Source organism: Blastococcus atacamensis (assembly GCF_002938425.1).
GTDB classification, from domain to species: Bacteria; Actinomycetota; Actinomycetes; order Mycobacteriales; family Geodermatophilaceae; genus Blastococcus; species Blastococcus atacamensis.
In genome coordinates this window covers 24,301-39,103 of record NZ_POQU01000016.1, presented here as the reverse complement: position 1 = coordinate 39,103, position 14,803 = coordinate 24,301, and the positions used below count along the sequence as shown (strand labels likewise).

The window sequence follows — 14,803 nt, the reverse complement described above, 5'->3', positions numbered from 1 at the left end:
GTCGGCGCGGTGCGGCCGGCAAGCCCGACCGCACCGCGCCGGTTCCACCCGCCGTCCGCCCTCCCGGGGGCGACGACGGGACACTCCGACCACGAGGACGGAAGATGATCCCCAACCCGCTGCGCGATCCGCGGGACCGGCGACTCCCCCGGGTGCCCGAGCCCTGCGCCCTCGTCGTCTTCGGCATCACCGGCGACCTGGCGCGCAAGAAGCTCCTGCCGGCCGTCTACGACCTCGCCAACCGCGGTCTGCTGCCCACCAACTTCGCGCTGCTGGGCTTCGCCCGCCGCGACTGGGGGGACACCGAGTTCGCCGAGCTCGCCCGTGAGTCCGCCCGGAAGAGCGCACGCACCCCGTGGCGCGAGGAGGTCTGGGAGCGGCTGGCGAGCACGGTCCGCTTCGTCCAGGGCAGCTTCGACGACGACAACGCCTTCGACGAGCTCGCCGAGCACCTGGCCGAGCTGGAGGGCAGCCACGGCATCGGCGGCAACGCCGCTTTCTACCTCTCCGTCCCGCCGTCGATGTTCCCGGTCGTCCTCAAGCAGATGCAGCGCACCGGGATGGCCGACAGCACCCCCGACCGCTGGCGGCGGGTCGTCGTCGAGAAGCCGTTCGGCACCGACCTCGCGTCCAGCCGCGAGCTCAACGAGCTGGTGGACTCGGTCTTCAGCGCCGACGACGTGTTCCGCATCGACCACTACCTGGGCAAGGAGACCGTCCAGAACCTGATGGCGCTGCGGTTCGCCAACACCCTCTTCGAGCCGATCTGGAACGGCCACAACGTCGACTCGGTGCAGATCACCATGGCCGAGGACGTCGGCATCGGTGGCCGGGCCGGGTTCTACGAGAAGACCGGCGCCGCCCGCGACGTGCTGCAGAACCACCTGCTGCAGCTGCTGGCGCTCACCGCGATGGAGGAGCCCGTCGAGTTCTCCGCCGAAGAGATCCGCACCGAGAAGCTCAAGGTGCTTCGCGCCATCTCCCTCCCCGACGACCTGCGCACCTTCGCCGTCCGCGGGCAGTACGAGCAGGGGTGGCTGGCCGGCCAGCGGGCCTGCGGCTACCAGCAGGAGGAGGGCGTCGACCCCCAGTCGACGACCGAGACCTTCGCCGCGGTCCGGCTCGGCGTCGAGACCCGGCGCTGGGCGGGCGTCCCGTTCTACCTGCGCACCGGCAAGCGCCTCCCCCGGCGGGTCACCGAGATCGCGCTGGTGTTCAAGCGCGCACCGCACCTGCCCTTCGCCGACACCGACACCGAGGAGCTGGGCAACAACCAGCTCGTGGTCCGCGTGCAGCCCGACGAAGGGGTGACCCTGAAGTTCGGGTCGAAGGTGCCGGGCAGCGTCATGGAGGTCCGCGACGTGTCGATGGACTTCCTCTACGGCGAGCAGTTCACCGAGTCCAGCCCCGAGGCCTACGAGCGGCTGCTGCTCGACGTCCTCCTCGGTGACGCGACGCTGTTCCCCCGCAACGCGGAGGTGGAGGCCTCCTGGGCCGTGATCGACCCGCTGGAGGAGTTCTGGCAGGGCACGACCCCCGACGCCTACCGGGCCGGTGAGTGGGGGCCGCGAGCGGCGGACGAGATGCTCGCCGCCGAGGGCCGCCGGTGGCGGCGACCGTGACCGGGCACCAGGAGGAGATCCGATGACCACCCTGTGGGACACCACCGGCTCGGCGGTGGTCAAGGAGCTGGCCGCCCAGCGGCGCACCGGCGGGGCCGTCCTGTCCGGTGTCGCACTGACGCTGGTCGTCGTGGCCGACGAGAGCCGGGTGACCGAGGCTGAGGACGCCGCCACCCATGCCGCGGAGATGCACCCCTGCCGCGTGCTCATCGTCGTCCGCCGGCAGATCGACGCCCCGGTCCCCCGCCTGGACGCCGAGGTGCAGATCGGTGGCCGGCTGGGCCCGGGCGAGGCCGTGGTCATGCGCATGTACGGCCGGCTCGCCCTGCACGCCGAATCCGTCGTGCTCCCGCTGCTGGCGGCCGACGCACCCGTGGTCACCTGGTGGCACGGCGGTCCACCGGACCGGATCGCCACGGACGCCCTCGGGGTGTTCGCCGACCGCCGGATCACCGACAGCTCGCTGTCACGGGACCCGATCGCCGCCCTGCACGTACGGGCGGAGGACTACGCCCCCGGTGACTCCGACGTGGCCTGGACCCGCAGCACCGCCTGGCGGGCGGTGCTCGCCTCCACCCTCGACTCGGTCTCCGGTCGTCGCAGCGACGCCGTCCACGTGCACGGCGGGCGGATCGAGGGCGACCCGGGCAACGCGACCGCGCGGCTGCTCGCCGGGTGGATCTCCTCCAGGTGCGGCTGCGCCGTGGACGTCGTGAAGGGGTCCCGCGACCCGGGGCCCAGCGGCGTCGAGGCGGTCAGCCTGCGGCTGGACCGGGACGAGGAGCTCGCGGTCCGCGCCGACCACCGGGGCGGCGCCGTCATCTCGCAGCCCTACCGGCCGGACTCCACCCTCGCCCTGCCCGAGCGCGTGCTCGGTGACCTGCTCAGCGAAGAGCTGCGCCGACTCGACCCCGACGAGCCCTACAGCGAGGCGCTGGAGGCGGCGACCGGCCTGCACGGCCTCTCGGACCGTCCTCCGGTCCGCGAGCACGTGTGGTTCGACCCCGCGTCCGACGACCGGACCGGCCAGGACGCGGTGACCTCGTGAGCCTCCCCCCCGGCGACCGGGTGTCCGCCGAGCTGCCCGAGAACGACGGCCCGACCCGGCAGATCGTCATCGAACCCGACGCCGACCGGCTGGCTCGAGCAGTCGCCCAGGCGCTCGTCGCCCGCCTCGCCGCCGCCCAGGCGGTCCACGGCACCGCATCGGTCGTGCTCACCGGAGGAGGAATCGGGATCGCCGTCCTCGAGCACGTCGCCGGGCTGGTCGCCGAGCCGGTGCGCGAGGTCGTCGACTGGACCGCCGTCGACTTCTGGTGGGGCGACGAGCGTTTCGTGCCCGCCGGCTCCGACGAGCGGAACGAGGAGCAGGCACGGAAGGCGCTGCTCGACGGGCTGGAGCTGCCGGACTTCCGGGTGCACGCGATGCCGGCGTCCGACGCCGGCTTCGCCACGCCCGAGGAGGCCGCCGAGGACTACCTCGGCGAGCTCCGGGAGTACGCCGGCGAGAGCGGGTTGCCGCGGTTCGACGTCCTCCTGCTCGGCATGGGAGCCGAGGGGCACACCGCCTCGATCTTCCCCGGCTCCCGCGCCGTCACCGATCAGCGGCCGGTCCTCGCGGTGCGGAACTGCCCCAAGCCGCCACCCACCCGCATCAGCCTCGGCTTCAGCGCGATCACCAGCGCCGAGGAGGTCTGGCTGCTCGTCGCCGGTGAGGAGAAGGCGCCGGCCGTCGCACGCGCGCTGGCCGGTGCCTCACCCCAGGAGATCCCGGCGGCCGGGGTGCACGGCACCCGGGCCACCCGGTGGTTGCTCGACGCCGGCGCAGCCTCGCAGCTGCCCGGCACCGAGGACTGACTCAGCCTCCGCGGCGCACACGGAGGCGGTCCAGCGCCTCCTGCAGGAGCGCGTCGCCGTCGGCGTCGGTGCGCCGCTCGCGGACGTACGCCAGATGGGTCTTGTACGGCTCGATCCGCGGAGCCGGCGGCGGCTCCGCGCGGTCCTGCCCCGCGGGGAGCCCGCAGCGCGGGCAGTCCCAGAAGTCCGGGACGTCGGCCTCGCTGGCCAGCACCACCCGGGTCTCGTGCCCGTTGGCACACCAGAACGGGATGCGACGCCGTGGCGCCGCCTCGCCCCGCTCGACCTCGCCCATCGGACCCGCCCCGACCCGGGAACCCCGGATCGCGTTGCCACCAGCCACGTGTGCTCCCTGATCGTTGCTCCGGGTGGCGGTGACCTCGGTCACCGCGCCGAAAGTCTAGGACCTCGGGGCTCGTTTCCGGTCACGATTTCGTCGCGTCCGCCGCAGGCGGGAGGCGAGGGACGGGAACGGCCTCGTCCCGGGCCCCGCCCTGAGCGTGCGAAGGGTGGGGAGGACGAGGTCCTTACACCTTGATCAGGATGCCGAGGCCGATGATGCACACGGTCCAGATCAGCGCGGTGAACACCGTGAGCCGGTTGAGGTTCTTCTCCACGACCGACGACCCGGACAGCGAGGATGACGCCGCGCCACCGAACATCGACGACAGACCGCCACCCTTGCCGCGGTGCAGCAGGATGAGCACCACGAGGAGCATGCTGGTGAGCACCAGCAGCACGTTGAGCACCAGCTCCATTGACCTCTCCGGAAAAGCTCGACGACCGGCGTCGGACGCCAGCTCTCGCCCCGAGCCTAGCCGACGCCCGACCGGGGACCGGCGAGGTCAGGGCACAGCGGCGTCAGCGGACGCCGGCGGTGGCGACGTCGTAGCCGGCATAGGGCCGCATGACGACGCCGTTGTGCAGCCGCTGCCCGGCGATCAGCTGGATCCGGGTCTCGGCCAGCGGCACGTAGGCCGAGGTCTCGAGGACCGCCTCGGCCACATCGCGCCACGACGCCGGACCGGCTGTCAGGGCCTCGTCGACGAGCGCGTTGATCGCCGGGTCGTCGAGCCGGGCATGGTTCGTGTTGCCCACCAGGCGAACGCTGCGGCCGTCGACCAGCGGCACCAGGAAGGAGCCCGGCGTCGGGAAGTCCACGGTGCGGGTGGCCAGCACGATGCCGTAGCCGTTCCGGGCCACGATGTCGGGGTTGCCGACCTCGGTGGCGTAGAAGGTCAGCGGGTCCAGTGGCCGCACCTCCACGTCGATGCCGACCTCCGCGAGCTGCCCGCGGACCTCGTCGGCGACCTCCAGGCTGGCCGGTACGTCCGCCACGGCGAGCACGGTGCTGAACCCGTCGGGCTGCCCGCACGCCTCGAGGGCGTTCCGGGCCGCGTCGAGGTCGGGCTCGGTGTCCGTGTGCTTGGGACCGTCGTCCAGTCCCCGGGGCCACAGCTCGGAACTGCGGACGGCGTCCGAGGCACCGCCCAGCGCGTCCTGCACCGCCTGCCGGTCGATGGTCGCCGCGACGGCCGCACGGCAGTCGGGGTCGTTCATGGGGGCGACGTCGGTGGGGAGGGCCAGGACGCGGAGCGAACCGGTCGTGACGTCGTCCACCCGGGCGAGCAGCGGGTCGTCGTCGTCCCCCGTCAGGCGGGCGGTCGTCGCCGCCTGCACACCGGCACCTGCGATGTCGATGTCGGCCGAGCCGGCAAGCAGCGCCTGGTCGCGCTCGAGCCCGGACAGCCCGGTGCGCACGACCACGGAGTCCGGCAGCGCGGTGCGGACCTGGTCGGTGGCGGCGTCCCACTGCGGGTTGCGCTCCAGCAGGATCCCCGCCTCGGGGTCCACGGAGGTGATCGCGTAGGGCCCGGTGGACATCGGGTCCTGGCCGTACTGGCCCGCGGTGTCGGCCTCGGCCGGCACGGGGCTGCTCGACGGCAGGGCGAGGACGTAGGGGAAGTCCGGCTGCGGGGCGCGCAGCCGGAAGATGATCGTGCGCGGGTCGGGCGTCTCGACGGCGGAGAGGTCAGGATCGTCCTCCTCCCGCGAGTACGGACCCGGGTACGGATTGGCCGGGTCGTCCAGGAGGTCGACGACGTAGGTCGGACCGCCGACGATCACGTCCGAGGCGAATGACCGCTGGATGCCGTACTTGATGTCCGGGGCGGTGATCTCACGCCCGTTCTCGAACCGGACGCCCTCGCGGAGGGTGAAGGTCCAGGTGAGGCCGTCCTCGGAGACGGTGCCGAGGTCGGTGGCGAGGTCGGGGACCAGCTGGTCGGTCTTCCCCGGCTCGGCCGAGTAGGTGACCAGCGTGCGGGTGTAGAGCCGCATCAGGTTCCAGACGCCCGGCAGGTAGGAGCGCTGAGGGTCCAGGCTGTCGATGTCCGGGGCGACGATCCGCAGGGTGCCGCCGCTGCGCTCCGACGGCGAACGGACCCCGTCGACCGCCACGTCCGCGCCGTCGGCCAGCACCGGGACGTCCGCCCGGCCCCCGGCGCCACCGAGGCAGCTGACCGCGAGCACCACGACGAGCAGCACGACGGCGAAGGCGCCGAGGATCCGCCTGCGGGACCAGCCCCGGGCCCACGTCGGCAGCCGCTCGGCCAGCCGTTCCAGCGTCTGCTGCACCACCTGCTGCCCGCCCCTCCCCGTGTCCGGCCGCGGCGGGCAGCAGGGTTCAGCTACCGCCGGCGGCGATCCGACAGATCTGCGCGAACTCCTCGGCGTCCAGGCTGGCACCGCCGACGAGCGCACCGTCGATGTCCGCCCCGGCCAGGATGCCGGCCGTGCTCGCAGCCTTCACCGACCCGCCGTAGAGGATACGGACGCCATCGGCCGTCTCCGGGCCGAATCGCCCGGCGAGCCGCGTCCGGAGTGCTCCGCACACCTCCTGCGCGTCCTCGGGGGTGGCGACCTCGCCGGTGCCGATGGCCCACACCGGCTCGTAGGCGACCACCAGTCCGGCGACCTGCTCGGCGGTCAGGCCTTCGAGAGCGGCGTCCAGCTGGGCGGTGCAGTGCTCGACGTGGGTGCCCGCCTTGCGGATGTCGAGCCCCTCCCCCACGCACAGGATGGGCACGAGGCCGTGCCGCAGGGCCGCCTGCACCTTGGTGGCGACGACGGCGTCGTCCTCGCCGTGCAGCGCCCGGCGCTCGGAGTGGCCGACCGTGACGTAGGTGCAGGCCAGCGCGGCCAGCATGCTGCCGCTGACCTCACCGGTGTAGGCGCCGGAGTCCTGCGTGGACAGGTCCTGGGCGCCGTAGCCGATGGCCAGCTTGTCGCCGGCCACCAGCGTCTGGACGCTGCGCAGCGCGGTGAACGGAGGGAGGACGACGACCTCGGCCGCCTCCATCTCCTTGTCCTTGAGGCTGAAGACGACCTTCTGGACCAGGCCGATGGCCTCGAGGTGGTTCAGGTTCATCTTCCAGTTGCCGGCGATGAGCGGCCGGCGGGTGGCGGTGGCCATGATCTCCCCGTTCAGTCCGAGAGCACCGCGAGGCCCGGGAGGTCCCGGCCCTCGAGGTACTCCAGCGACGCACCGCCGCCGGTGCTGATGTGCCCGTAGGCCTCCTCGTCCAGGCCGAGCGCCCGGACGGCGGCGGCGGAGTCACCGCCGCCGACGACGGAGAGGCCCTCGACTCCGGACACGGCCTCGGCGACGCCGCGGGTGCCGGCGGCGAAGGGCGGAAGCTCGAACACGCCCATCGGCCCGTTCCAGAAGACGGTCCGTGCGTCCACGAGCTCGGCGGTGAACAGGTCGACGCTGAGGGGGCCGATGTCCAGTCCCATCAGGTCGTCCGGGATGGCGTCGGCCGGGGTCACGCTGACCTCGGCGTCGGCGGCGAACCGGTCGGCGCACACGATGTCGGTCGGGAGCACGATCCGGCCGTCGGCCTCGGCCAGCAGCCGGCGGCAGGTCTCGACCTGGTCGGCCTCGAGCAGCGAGGTTCCGACACCGTGACCCTGCGCGGCCAGGAAGGTGAAGCACATGCCGCCGCCGACGAGCAGCCGGTCGACCTTGGGCAGCAGCGCCTCGATGACCGCCAGCTTGTCGCTGACCTTGGAGCCGCCGAGCACGACCACGTAGGGCCGCTCGGGCTCGGTGGTGAGGCGGGTCAGCACCTCGAGCTCGCGGGCCACGAGGCGGCCGGCGTAGTGCGGCACCCGCTCGGCGACGTCGAACACCGAGGCGTGCCGGCGGTGCACGGCACCGAACGCGTCGTCGACGTAGACGTCGGCCAGGGCGGCGAACCGGTCGGCCAGCTCGCCGCGCTCGGCGTCGTCCTTCGAAGTCTCCGCGCCCTCGAAGCGGACGTTCTCCAGCAGGAGCACGTCACCGTCGGCCAGCGCCGACGCCCGGGCACGGGCGTCGTCCCCGGCCACGTCGCCCGCCAGCGGGACGTCGGCCCCGAGCAGCTCACCCAGGCGCGCGGCGACCGGCGCGAGGGAGAACTGCGGGTCCGGCGTCCCCTTGGGGCGGCCCAGGTGGGCCGCCACGATCACGCGCGCGCTGGCCTCCCGCAGCGCCTGCAGCGTGGGCAGGCTGGCGCGGATCCGGCCGTCGTCGGTGATCTCGCGGGTCTGCTTGTCCAGCGGGACGTTCAGGTCGGCGCGCAGGAGCACGCGCCGACCCGAGACGCCCTCGGCGATGAGGTCGTCGACGGAACGCATCAGAGCTTCGAGCCCACCAGGGCGGTGAGGTCGACGAGGCGGTTGGAGTAGCCCCACTCGTTGTCGTACCAGCCGAGGACCTTCGCCATGGGGCCGAAGACCTTGGTCAGCTTCGCGTCGTAGATGCAGGACGACGGGTCGGTGACGATGTCGGAGGAGACGATCTCGTCCGAGGTGTAGGTGAGGTACTTGCCGAGCGGACCGGCCGCGGCCTCGCGGTAGGCGGCGTCGATCTGGTCGGCGGTCGCCTCGGTCCTGAGCTGCACGGTGAGGTCGGTCGCCGAGCCGGTCGGCACGGGGACGCGGATGGCGTAGCCGTCAAGCTTGCCCTTGAGCTCGGGCAGGACCAGGCCGATGGCCTTCGCGGCACCGGTGGAGGTCGGCACCATGTTGAGGGCGGCGGCGCGGGCCCGGCGGAGGTCCTTGTGCGGGCCGTCCTGCAGGTTCTGGTCGGCGGTGTAGGCGTGGATCGTGGTCATCAGGCCGCGCTCGATGCCGAATGCGTCGTTGAGGACCTTGGCCAGCGGCGCGAGGCAGTTGGTGGTGCAGGACGCGTTGCTGATGACGGTCTGCGAGCCGTCGTACAACTCGTCGTTGACGCCCATGACGATCGTGATGTCGTCGTCGGTCGCCGGCGCGGAGATGATGACCTTCTTGGCGCCACCGGCGTCGACGTGCTTGCGGGCGTCGGCGGCCTTGGTGAAGAAGCCGGTGGACTCGACGACGACGTCGACGCCCAGGTCGGCCCACGGCAGGTTCGCGGGGTCGCGCTCGGACAGCACCTTCATCTGCTTGCCGCCGATGGTGATGCCGTCGCCGTCGGCGACGACGTCCTGGCCGAGGCGGCCGAGGATGCTGTCGTACTTCAGCAGGTGCGCCAGGGCCTCGTTGCTGGTGAGGTCGTTGACCGCCACGATCTCGATGTCCTGGCCGCTGGCCGCCGCGGCCCGCCAGAAGTTGCGGCCGATCCGGCCGAATCCGTTGATGCCTACCCGGACCGTCACTGCAGACCTCCCATAGGAACTGTCACGTTCGCCGTGCCGCGACGACGCGGCCTCGCTCGCAGCAGACCCTATCGGGCGGATCCCGACGCGGCTCCCGGTCGGCCCGTTCGAGCGACAGCCCGACCCCTGTCGATCAGGCGACCTGATCGTTCCGGGTCCTGGCTCATGACCGGTGGTGAGCCAGGACCCGGAACGGTGAGCCAGGTGACGTGCCCAGGCGAGCGGATGCGGCGCCCCCCTCGCAGGGAGCCGCCGCCAGCAGGTGACGCGCTGGAACAGCCCCCTGCAGGGACCCGCGCCGAGCAGGTGACGCGCTGGAACAGCCCCCTGCAGGGACCCGCGCCGAGCAGGTGACGCGCTGGAACGGCCCCCTGCAGGGACCCGCGCCGAGCGGAGCGAGGCGTGGGAGGCAGGGGTCCTTCTACTACTGCTCGGCGAGCATGTCGTCGGTGACGACGGACTCCGTGTCGGGGATGCCGAGGTCCTTCGCGCGCTTGTCGGCCATCGCCAGGAGACGCCTTATACGACCGGCGACGGCGTCCTTGGTCATCGGCGGGTCCGCGCGCTGGCCCAGCTCCTCCAGGGAGGCCTGACCGAACTCCAGCCGCAGGCGGCCGGCGACCAGCAGGTGCTCGGGCGCGTCCTGGCCCAGGATCTCCAGCGCGCGCTCCACCCGGGCGCTGGCCGCGACGGCCGCGCGGGCCGAGCGGCGCAGGTTCGCGTCGTCGAAGTTGGCGAGCCGGTTGGCGGTGGCCCGTACCTCGCGGCGCATCCGCCGCTCCTCCCAGGCGAGCACCGCGTCGTGGGCTCCCATGCGGGTGAGCAGCGCGCTGATGGCGTCGCCGTCGCGCACCACCACCCGATCGGCACCGCGCACCTCGCGGGCCTTGGCGGCGATCCCGAGACGCCGGGCGGCTCCGACCAGCGCCATGGCCGCCTCCGGCCCGGGGCAGGTCACCTCGAGGGACGACGACCGGCCGGGCTCGGTGAGCGAGCCGTGCGCCAGGAAGGCGCCGCGCCAGGCGGCCTCGGCGTCGTTGATGCTGCCGGACACGACAGCCGGCGGGAGCCCGCGGACCGGACGGCCGCGCTGGTCGACCAGCCCGGTCTGCCGGGCCAGCCCCTCGCCGTGCTTGGCGATGCGGACGAGGTAGCGCACGCCGCGGCGGATGTTGCCGCCGGCGAGCACGCTCACGCCGCTGGTGTAGCCGTACACCTCGCTGATGTCGCGGCGCAGCCGGCGGGCCACCGAGCCGGTGTCCAGCTCGGCCTCGATCACCACGCGGCCGCCGACGATGTGCAGGCCGCCGGAGAACCGCAGCAGCGCGGTCACCTCGGCCTTGCGCTCGGAGGTCTTCGTGCACTCCACCCGGGAGAGCTCGTCCTTCACCATGGCGGTCATCGCCATGCTGTCCACCCCCACGTCGCCCCGGGGCCTGTCGTCCCCGGCGTTCGGGTCAGCGTCATCTACGCCGTCCCCTTCCCCCTCGTGCCGCCCAGGCGGCCGTGCCTTCCGTTACCCCGTCGAGCAGCTCTACTCCTTCACCGCCGACCGACCACCGACGCCAACGCCGCCGACAGCCGTTCCGGGTCGTGCCGCGGCGCACCGTCCGGCTCGGCCACGGAGGCCAGCAGGAGCTCGGCACCGCAGTCCCGTACTGCATCCAGAAGACCACGGCGGTCAACTACGGACTCAGCATCGGCGATCACGCTGTGCAACGCCACTCCGCCCAGGTGGGCCCGCAGCACGGTCAGATGCTCCTCTGGTGAAAAGCCGTCGGTCTCACCGGGCTGCGGCTCGAGGTTGAGCACCACCACCACCCGGGCCGTCGCCGCCGCCAGCGCGGCCCGCAGTTGGGGCACGAGCAGGTGCGGCAGCACCGAGGTGTACCAGGACCCGGGCCCCAGCGAGACGACGTCGGCCTCGGCGATCGCCCGCAGGACGTCGGGGTGCACCTGCGGATCGGCGGGTGACACCCGGATCTCGCGGACCCGCCCGGGCGTCGCGGCGATGGCGACCTGGCCGCGGATGGTGCGCACGCGGGCCGGGTCGTCGGGGTCGGCGGTCTCGACGCGGGCGACCAGGTCCAGGGGCTCGTCGGCCATCGGCAGCACCCGGCCCCGGGCGCCGAGCAGCTCGCCCAGCTCGTCGAGCGCCCGGACCGTGTCCCCGCCGTGCAACTCGGCCAGGCCGGTGAGCAGCAGGTTGCCCACCGGATGCCCGGCGAGCACGCCGCTCCCGCCGAAGCGGTGCTGGAAGAGGGCGGCGAGGGTCTGTTGGCGCTCCTCGTCCCCGGCCAGCGCGGCCAGCGCCATCCGCAGGTCGCCGGGCGGCAGCACCGGCATCTCCCGGCGGATGCGGCCGGACGAGCCGCCGTCGTCGGCGACGGTGACCACCGCTGTCAGCTCCGGCGTGATGCCCCGCCAGGCCGCCAGCGCCACGGCCAGGCCGTGGCCACCGCCGAACGCCACCACCCGGGGGGCACGCCCGGAAACCGGTCCCCCGCCCACTACTCGCGGCCCAGGTCGCGGTGCCGCGCCACGGCGGCGACGCCCTCGGCGCTCAGCCGGCGGGCGAACTCCTCGGCGATGGCCACGCTGCGATGCTTCCCACCGGTGCAGCCGACCGCCAACGTGAGGTAGCGCTTGCCCTCGCGCCGGTACCCGGGCACGAGCAGGCGGAGCACCTCGATGTAGCGGTCGAGGAACTCGTCGGCCCCCGGCTGCCCGAGGACGTAGTCGCGCACGTCCGGGTCACGACCGGTGTGCGCCCGCAGCTCGGGGATCCAGTGCGGGTTGGGCAGGAACCGGGCGTCGACCACGAGGTCGGCGTCCAGCGGCAGCCCGTACTTGAAGCCGAAGCTCATCACCGTGGCGGTGAGCGGCGGCGTCCGACCCTCTCGGGCGAACGCGTTCTCCAGGGTCGCCCGCAGCTGGTGGACGTTCAGATCGCTGGTGTCGACCCACAGGTCGGCCTCGCCGGCGATGCCGCGCAGCAGGGACCGCTCGGCGGTGATCCCGTCGGTGAGCGTCCCGCTGCCCTGCAGGGGGTGCTCGCGACGATTGGACTCGTATCGGCGCACCAGCACCTCGTCGCGGGCGTGCACGTACACCACCCGGGGACGGTGACCGGCCTCCGACAGGACCCGGATCGCCTCCTGCAGGTCGCTGGAGAAGGCACGGCTCCGCACGTCCACGACGGCGGCGAAGCGGCGCACGTCGCCCCGCGCGCCCAGCTCCACCATCGGCAGCAGCAGCGCCGGCGGCAGGTTCTCGACCACGAACCAGCCCAGGTCCTCCAGCACCCGGCCGGCGCTGTTCTTGCCGGCTCCGGACAGACCGGTGACGACGACGACCTCGAGCGGCGGCACCTCGGTCGACGAGGGGTCCAGCGCCGAGGACAACCCGTTCTGCGGACCGACAGGAGCCACGTCGTCGACCATCGGATGTTCTGCGCCCTCGCTCCCGTCCGGCTCGCCCCTCACGAGGCCACCCGGCCGACCTCGGCGGTGGCACCGGACCCGACCTGGGGAGTGCCCTGCTGCGCCGCGCTCTGGGGGCCGAGCGTCGTCTCGACCACGGCCGGCTCCGCCGTCGCCTCGCCGTCGGCCGGTTCGGCGATCGCCGCCTGCACGGCCTCCGCGGTCCGCCGTCCGATGCCGGGCACGGCCATGAGCTCCTCGACGGTGGCCGCGCGCAGCCGCTTGAGGGATCCGAACTGCTTCATCAGCGCCTTCCGCCGGGTCTCGCCGAGGCCCGGGACGTCGTCCAGCAGGGAGACCAGCATGCTCGTCGACCGCTTCTGCCGGTGATAGGTGATCGCGAAGCGGTGGGCCTCGTCGCGCACCCGCTGCAGCAGGTACAGCGCCTCGGAGGTGCGCGGCAGGATCACCGGGTCGCTCTCCCCCGGCAGCCACACCTCCTCCATGCGCTTGGCCAGCCCGCAGACGGCGACGTCGACGATCCCGAGCTCGTCGAGCGACCGGGCGGCCGCGGCCACCTGGGGGGCGCCGCCGTCGACGACGAGCAGGTTCGGCGGGTAGGCGAACCGGCGGGGCCGCCCTTCCTCGGCCGCGACCCCCTGCTCGTCGCGCCGGTCGGCCTCGTCCTTGAGGTGCCGGGCGAACCGGCGCCGCACGACCTCGGCCATGGCGGCGGTGTCGTCGGTGCCGTTGGTGACGGAGAACCGGCGGTAGTCGGTCTTCTTCGCCAGCCCGTCCTCGAACACCACCATGGATGCCACGACGTTCGTGCCCTGGACGTGGCTGATGTCGATGCACTCGATGCGCAGCGGCGCGTCCGGGAGTTCCAGTGCCTCCTGCAGCTCCGAGAGCGCCAGCGAGCGCGCGGTGAGGTCGCTGGAGCGCTTGACCCGGTGCCGGGCGAAGGACTCCTTGGCGTTGCGCTCGACGGTCTCCATCAGGCTGCGCTTGTCGCCCCGCTGCGGCACCCGGAGCGACACCCGCCCGCCGCGCAGCTCCTCGAGCAGCTCGACGTAGACGTCGGCGTCCTCGGGCAGCTCCGGCACGAGTACCTCGCGGGGCACGGCCTCCCCTGCCTCGCCGACCCCGGTCTGCTCGTCCACCCCGCCGTAGACCTGCAGGAGGAACTGCTCGACGAGCTCGCCGGTGCTGACCTCCTCGACCTTGTCGATGATCCAGCCGCGCTGCCCGCGCACCCGGCCGCCCCGCACGTGGAAGACCTGCACGGCGGCCTCCAGCTCGTCCTGGGCGAACGCGACGACGTCGGCGTCGGTGCCGTCACCGAGGACGACGGCCTGCTTCTCCATGGCCCGCTTGAGGGCGCCCAGGTCGTCGCGCAGCCGCGCCGCCTTCTCGTACTCCATCGCCTCGGCGGCCTCGGCCATCTCCCGCTCGAGCCGCTTCATCATCGAGTCGGTGCGCCCGGCCATGAAGTCGCAGAAGTCGTCGACGATCTGCCGGTGCTCCTCGGCGCTGACCCGGTCCACGCAGGGAGCGGCGCACTTGCCGATGTAGCCGAGCAGGCACGGCCGGCCGATCTGGCCCGCCCGCTTGAAGACGCCGTTGGAGCAGGTGCGCGCAGGGAAGACCCGGGTGAGCGTGTCGAGGGTCTCCCGGATGGCCCAGGCGTGGGCGTACGGACCGAAGTAGCGCACGCCTTTCTTCTTGGGCCCCCGCATGACCTGCAGTCGCGGGTACTCCTCGTTGAGGGTCACCGCCAGCGACGGGTAGCTCTTGTCGTCGCGGTAGCGGACGTTGAACCGCGGGTCGAACTCCTTGATCCAGTTGTACTCGAGCTGGAGGGCCTCGACCTCGGTGCCGACGACGGTCCACTCGACGGCGGCAGCGGTGGTGACCATCTGGCGGGTGCGCGGGTGCAGACCGGCGACGTCGGCGAAGTAGCTGTTCAGCCGCTGGCGGAGGCTCTTGGCCTTGCCGACGTAGATGACACGGCCGTTGGGATCACGGAACTTGTAGACCCCGGGGCTCTCCGGGATCGATCCGACCGCCGGGCGGTAGGTGGACGGATCGGGCATGTCTCCACCCTAGGTCGCAGGGCCGACACGCCGCTGGAGGGTGGACCCTTCCGTCTCACGCGCCACGGCCGCCCGACCGGTCCCCGGGCACACCTCTGGAGCGGGGCCACCCGGGCCCCGCT

The 14,803-nt window shown here is 72.9% G+C and carries 13 protein-coding genes; 3 read left to right on the top strand and 10 right to left on the bottom strand.

Going from position 1 to position 14,803, the window contains the following annotated elements; all coding sequences use genetic code 11:
- Window positions 1–104 precede the first annotated feature (104 nt).
- The 3 genes from zwf to pgl are packed head-to-tail and all read left to right on the top strand — an operon-like array spanning window position 105 to window position 3,479.
- The gene (zwf, locus tag C5508_RS06440; RefSeq protein WP_104524123.1) at window positions 105–1,622 is read left to right on the top strand and encodes a glucose-6-phosphate dehydrogenase; all 1,518 of its coding nucleotides are present in this window, start codon (window positions 105–107) and stop codon (window positions 1,620–1,622) included.
- A gap of 22 nt (window positions 1,623–1,644) precedes the next feature.
- Window positions 1,645–2,670 carry a glucose-6-phosphate dehydrogenase assembly protein OpcA gene (locus tag C5508_RS06435; RefSeq protein ID WP_104524122.1) on the top strand — a complete coding sequence of 342 codons (1,026 nt, stop codon included), beginning with the start codon at window positions 1,645–1,647 and terminating at the stop codon, window positions 2,668–2,670.
- Window positions 2,667–3,479: a 6-phosphogluconolactonase gene (gene pgl, locus C5508_RS06430; RefSeq protein ID WP_104524121.1), complete on the top strand. Its 813-nt coding sequence runs from the start codon at window positions 2,667–2,669 to the stop codon at window positions 3,477–3,479. Before C5508_RS06435 ends, pgl begins: the two co-directional genes overlap by 4 nt.
- Before the next feature lies 1 nt (window position 3,480).
- Here pgl and C5508_RS06425 read toward each other — a convergent pair whose 3' ends face one another.
- From C5508_RS06425 to uvrC, 10 genes are all read right to left on the bottom strand, one after another.
- A complete protein-coding gene (locus tag C5508_RS06425; protein WP_269801765.1) occupies window positions 3,481–3,867 on the bottom strand; it encodes an RNA polymerase-binding protein RbpA in 387 nt (128 codons plus the stop codon).
- A gap of 139 nt (window positions 3,868–4,006) precedes the next feature.
- Complete coding sequence (gene secG, locus C5508_RS06420) at window positions 4,007–4,237, bottom strand: preprotein translocase subunit SecG (RefSeq protein WP_104524120.1); 231 nt, start codon at window positions 4,235–4,237, stop codon at window positions 4,007–4,009.
- 103 nt (window positions 4,238–4,340) lie between these two features.
- The gene (locus tag C5508_RS06415; protein WP_232796958.1) at window positions 4,341–6,116 is read right to left on the bottom strand and encodes an ABC transporter substrate-binding protein; all 1,776 of its coding nucleotides are present in this window, start codon (window positions 6,114–6,116) and stop codon (window positions 4,341–4,343) included.
- Between the two features lie 49 nt (window positions 6,117–6,165).
- Window positions 6,166–6,954, bottom strand: coding sequence for a triose-phosphate isomerase (gene tpiA / locus C5508_RS06410; RefSeq protein WP_104524118.1), 789 nt, complete (start codon window positions 6,952–6,954; stop codon window positions 6,166–6,168).
- 11 nt (window positions 6,955–6,965) lie between these two features.
- Entirely contained in the window at window positions 6,966–8,159 is a 1,194-nt protein-coding gene (locus tag C5508_RS06405) for a phosphoglycerate kinase (RefSeq protein WP_104524117.1), read from the bottom strand.
- On the bottom strand, window positions 8,159–9,163 hold the full coding sequence (gene gap, locus C5508_RS06400; protein ID WP_104524116.1) for a type I glyceraldehyde-3-phosphate dehydrogenase: 1,005 nt from the start codon (window positions 9,161–9,163) through the stop codon (window positions 8,159–8,161). The genes C5508_RS06405 and gap overlap by 1 nt, the downstream gene beginning before the upstream one ends.
- Before the next feature lie 424 nt (window positions 9,164–9,587).
- The gene (whiA, locus tag C5508_RS06395) at window positions 9,588–10,571 is read right to left on the bottom strand and encodes a DNA-binding protein WhiA (RefSeq protein WP_104524141.1); all 984 of its coding nucleotides are present in this window, start codon (window positions 10,569–10,571) and stop codon (window positions 9,588–9,590) included.
- A 134-nt stretch (window positions 10,572–10,705) separates the two neighbouring features.
- On the bottom strand, window positions 10,706–11,638 hold the full coding sequence (locus C5508_RS06390) for a gluconeogenesis factor YvcK family protein (protein WP_232796957.1): 933 nt from the start codon (window positions 11,636–11,638) through the stop codon (window positions 10,706–10,708).
- A gap of 35 nt (window positions 11,639–11,673) precedes the next feature.
- On the bottom strand, window positions 11,674–12,594 hold the full coding sequence (gene rapZ / locus C5508_RS06385; RefSeq protein WP_232796956.1) for an RNase adapter RapZ: 921 nt from the start codon (window positions 12,592–12,594) through the stop codon (window positions 11,674–11,676).
- A gap of 50 nt (window positions 12,595–12,644) precedes the next feature.
- On the bottom strand, window positions 12,645–14,681 hold the full coding sequence (uvrC, locus tag C5508_RS06380) for an excinuclease ABC subunit UvrC (protein ID WP_104524113.1): 2,037 nt from the start codon (window positions 14,679–14,681) through the stop codon (window positions 12,645–12,647).
- Window positions 14,682–14,803: the final 122 nt, after the last annotated feature.

What these genes read in the sequence shown, in the direction of transcription:
- whiA (WP_104524141.1), bottom strand. Translation starts at nt 10,571, where the DNA reads ATGGCGATGACCGCCATGGTGAAGGACGAGCTCTCCCGGGTGGAGTGC.
- uvrC (WP_104524113.1), bottom strand. Translation starts at nt 14,681, where the DNA reads ATGCCCGATCCGTCCACCTACCGCCCGGCGGTCGGATCGATCCCGGAG.
- C5508_RS06435 (WP_104524122.1), top strand. Translation starts at nt 1,645, where the DNA reads ATGACCACCCTGTGGGACACCACCGGCTCGGCGGTGGTCAAGGAGCTG.
- C5508_RS06405 (WP_104524117.1), bottom strand. Translation starts at nt 8,159, where the DNA reads ATGCGTTCCGTCGACGACCTCATCGCCGAGGGCGTCTCGGGTCGGCGC.
- zwf (WP_104524123.1), top strand. Translation starts at nt 105, where the DNA reads ATGATCCCCAACCCGCTGCGCGATCCGCGGGACCGGCGACTCCCCCGG.
- tpiA (WP_104524118.1), bottom strand. Translation starts at nt 6,954, where the DNA reads ATGGCCACCGCCACCCGCCGGCCGCTCATCGCCGGCAACTGGAAGATG.
- secG (WP_104524120.1), bottom strand. Translation starts at nt 4,237, where the DNA reads ATGGAGCTGGTGCTCAACGTGCTGCTGGTGCTCACCAGCATGCTCCTC.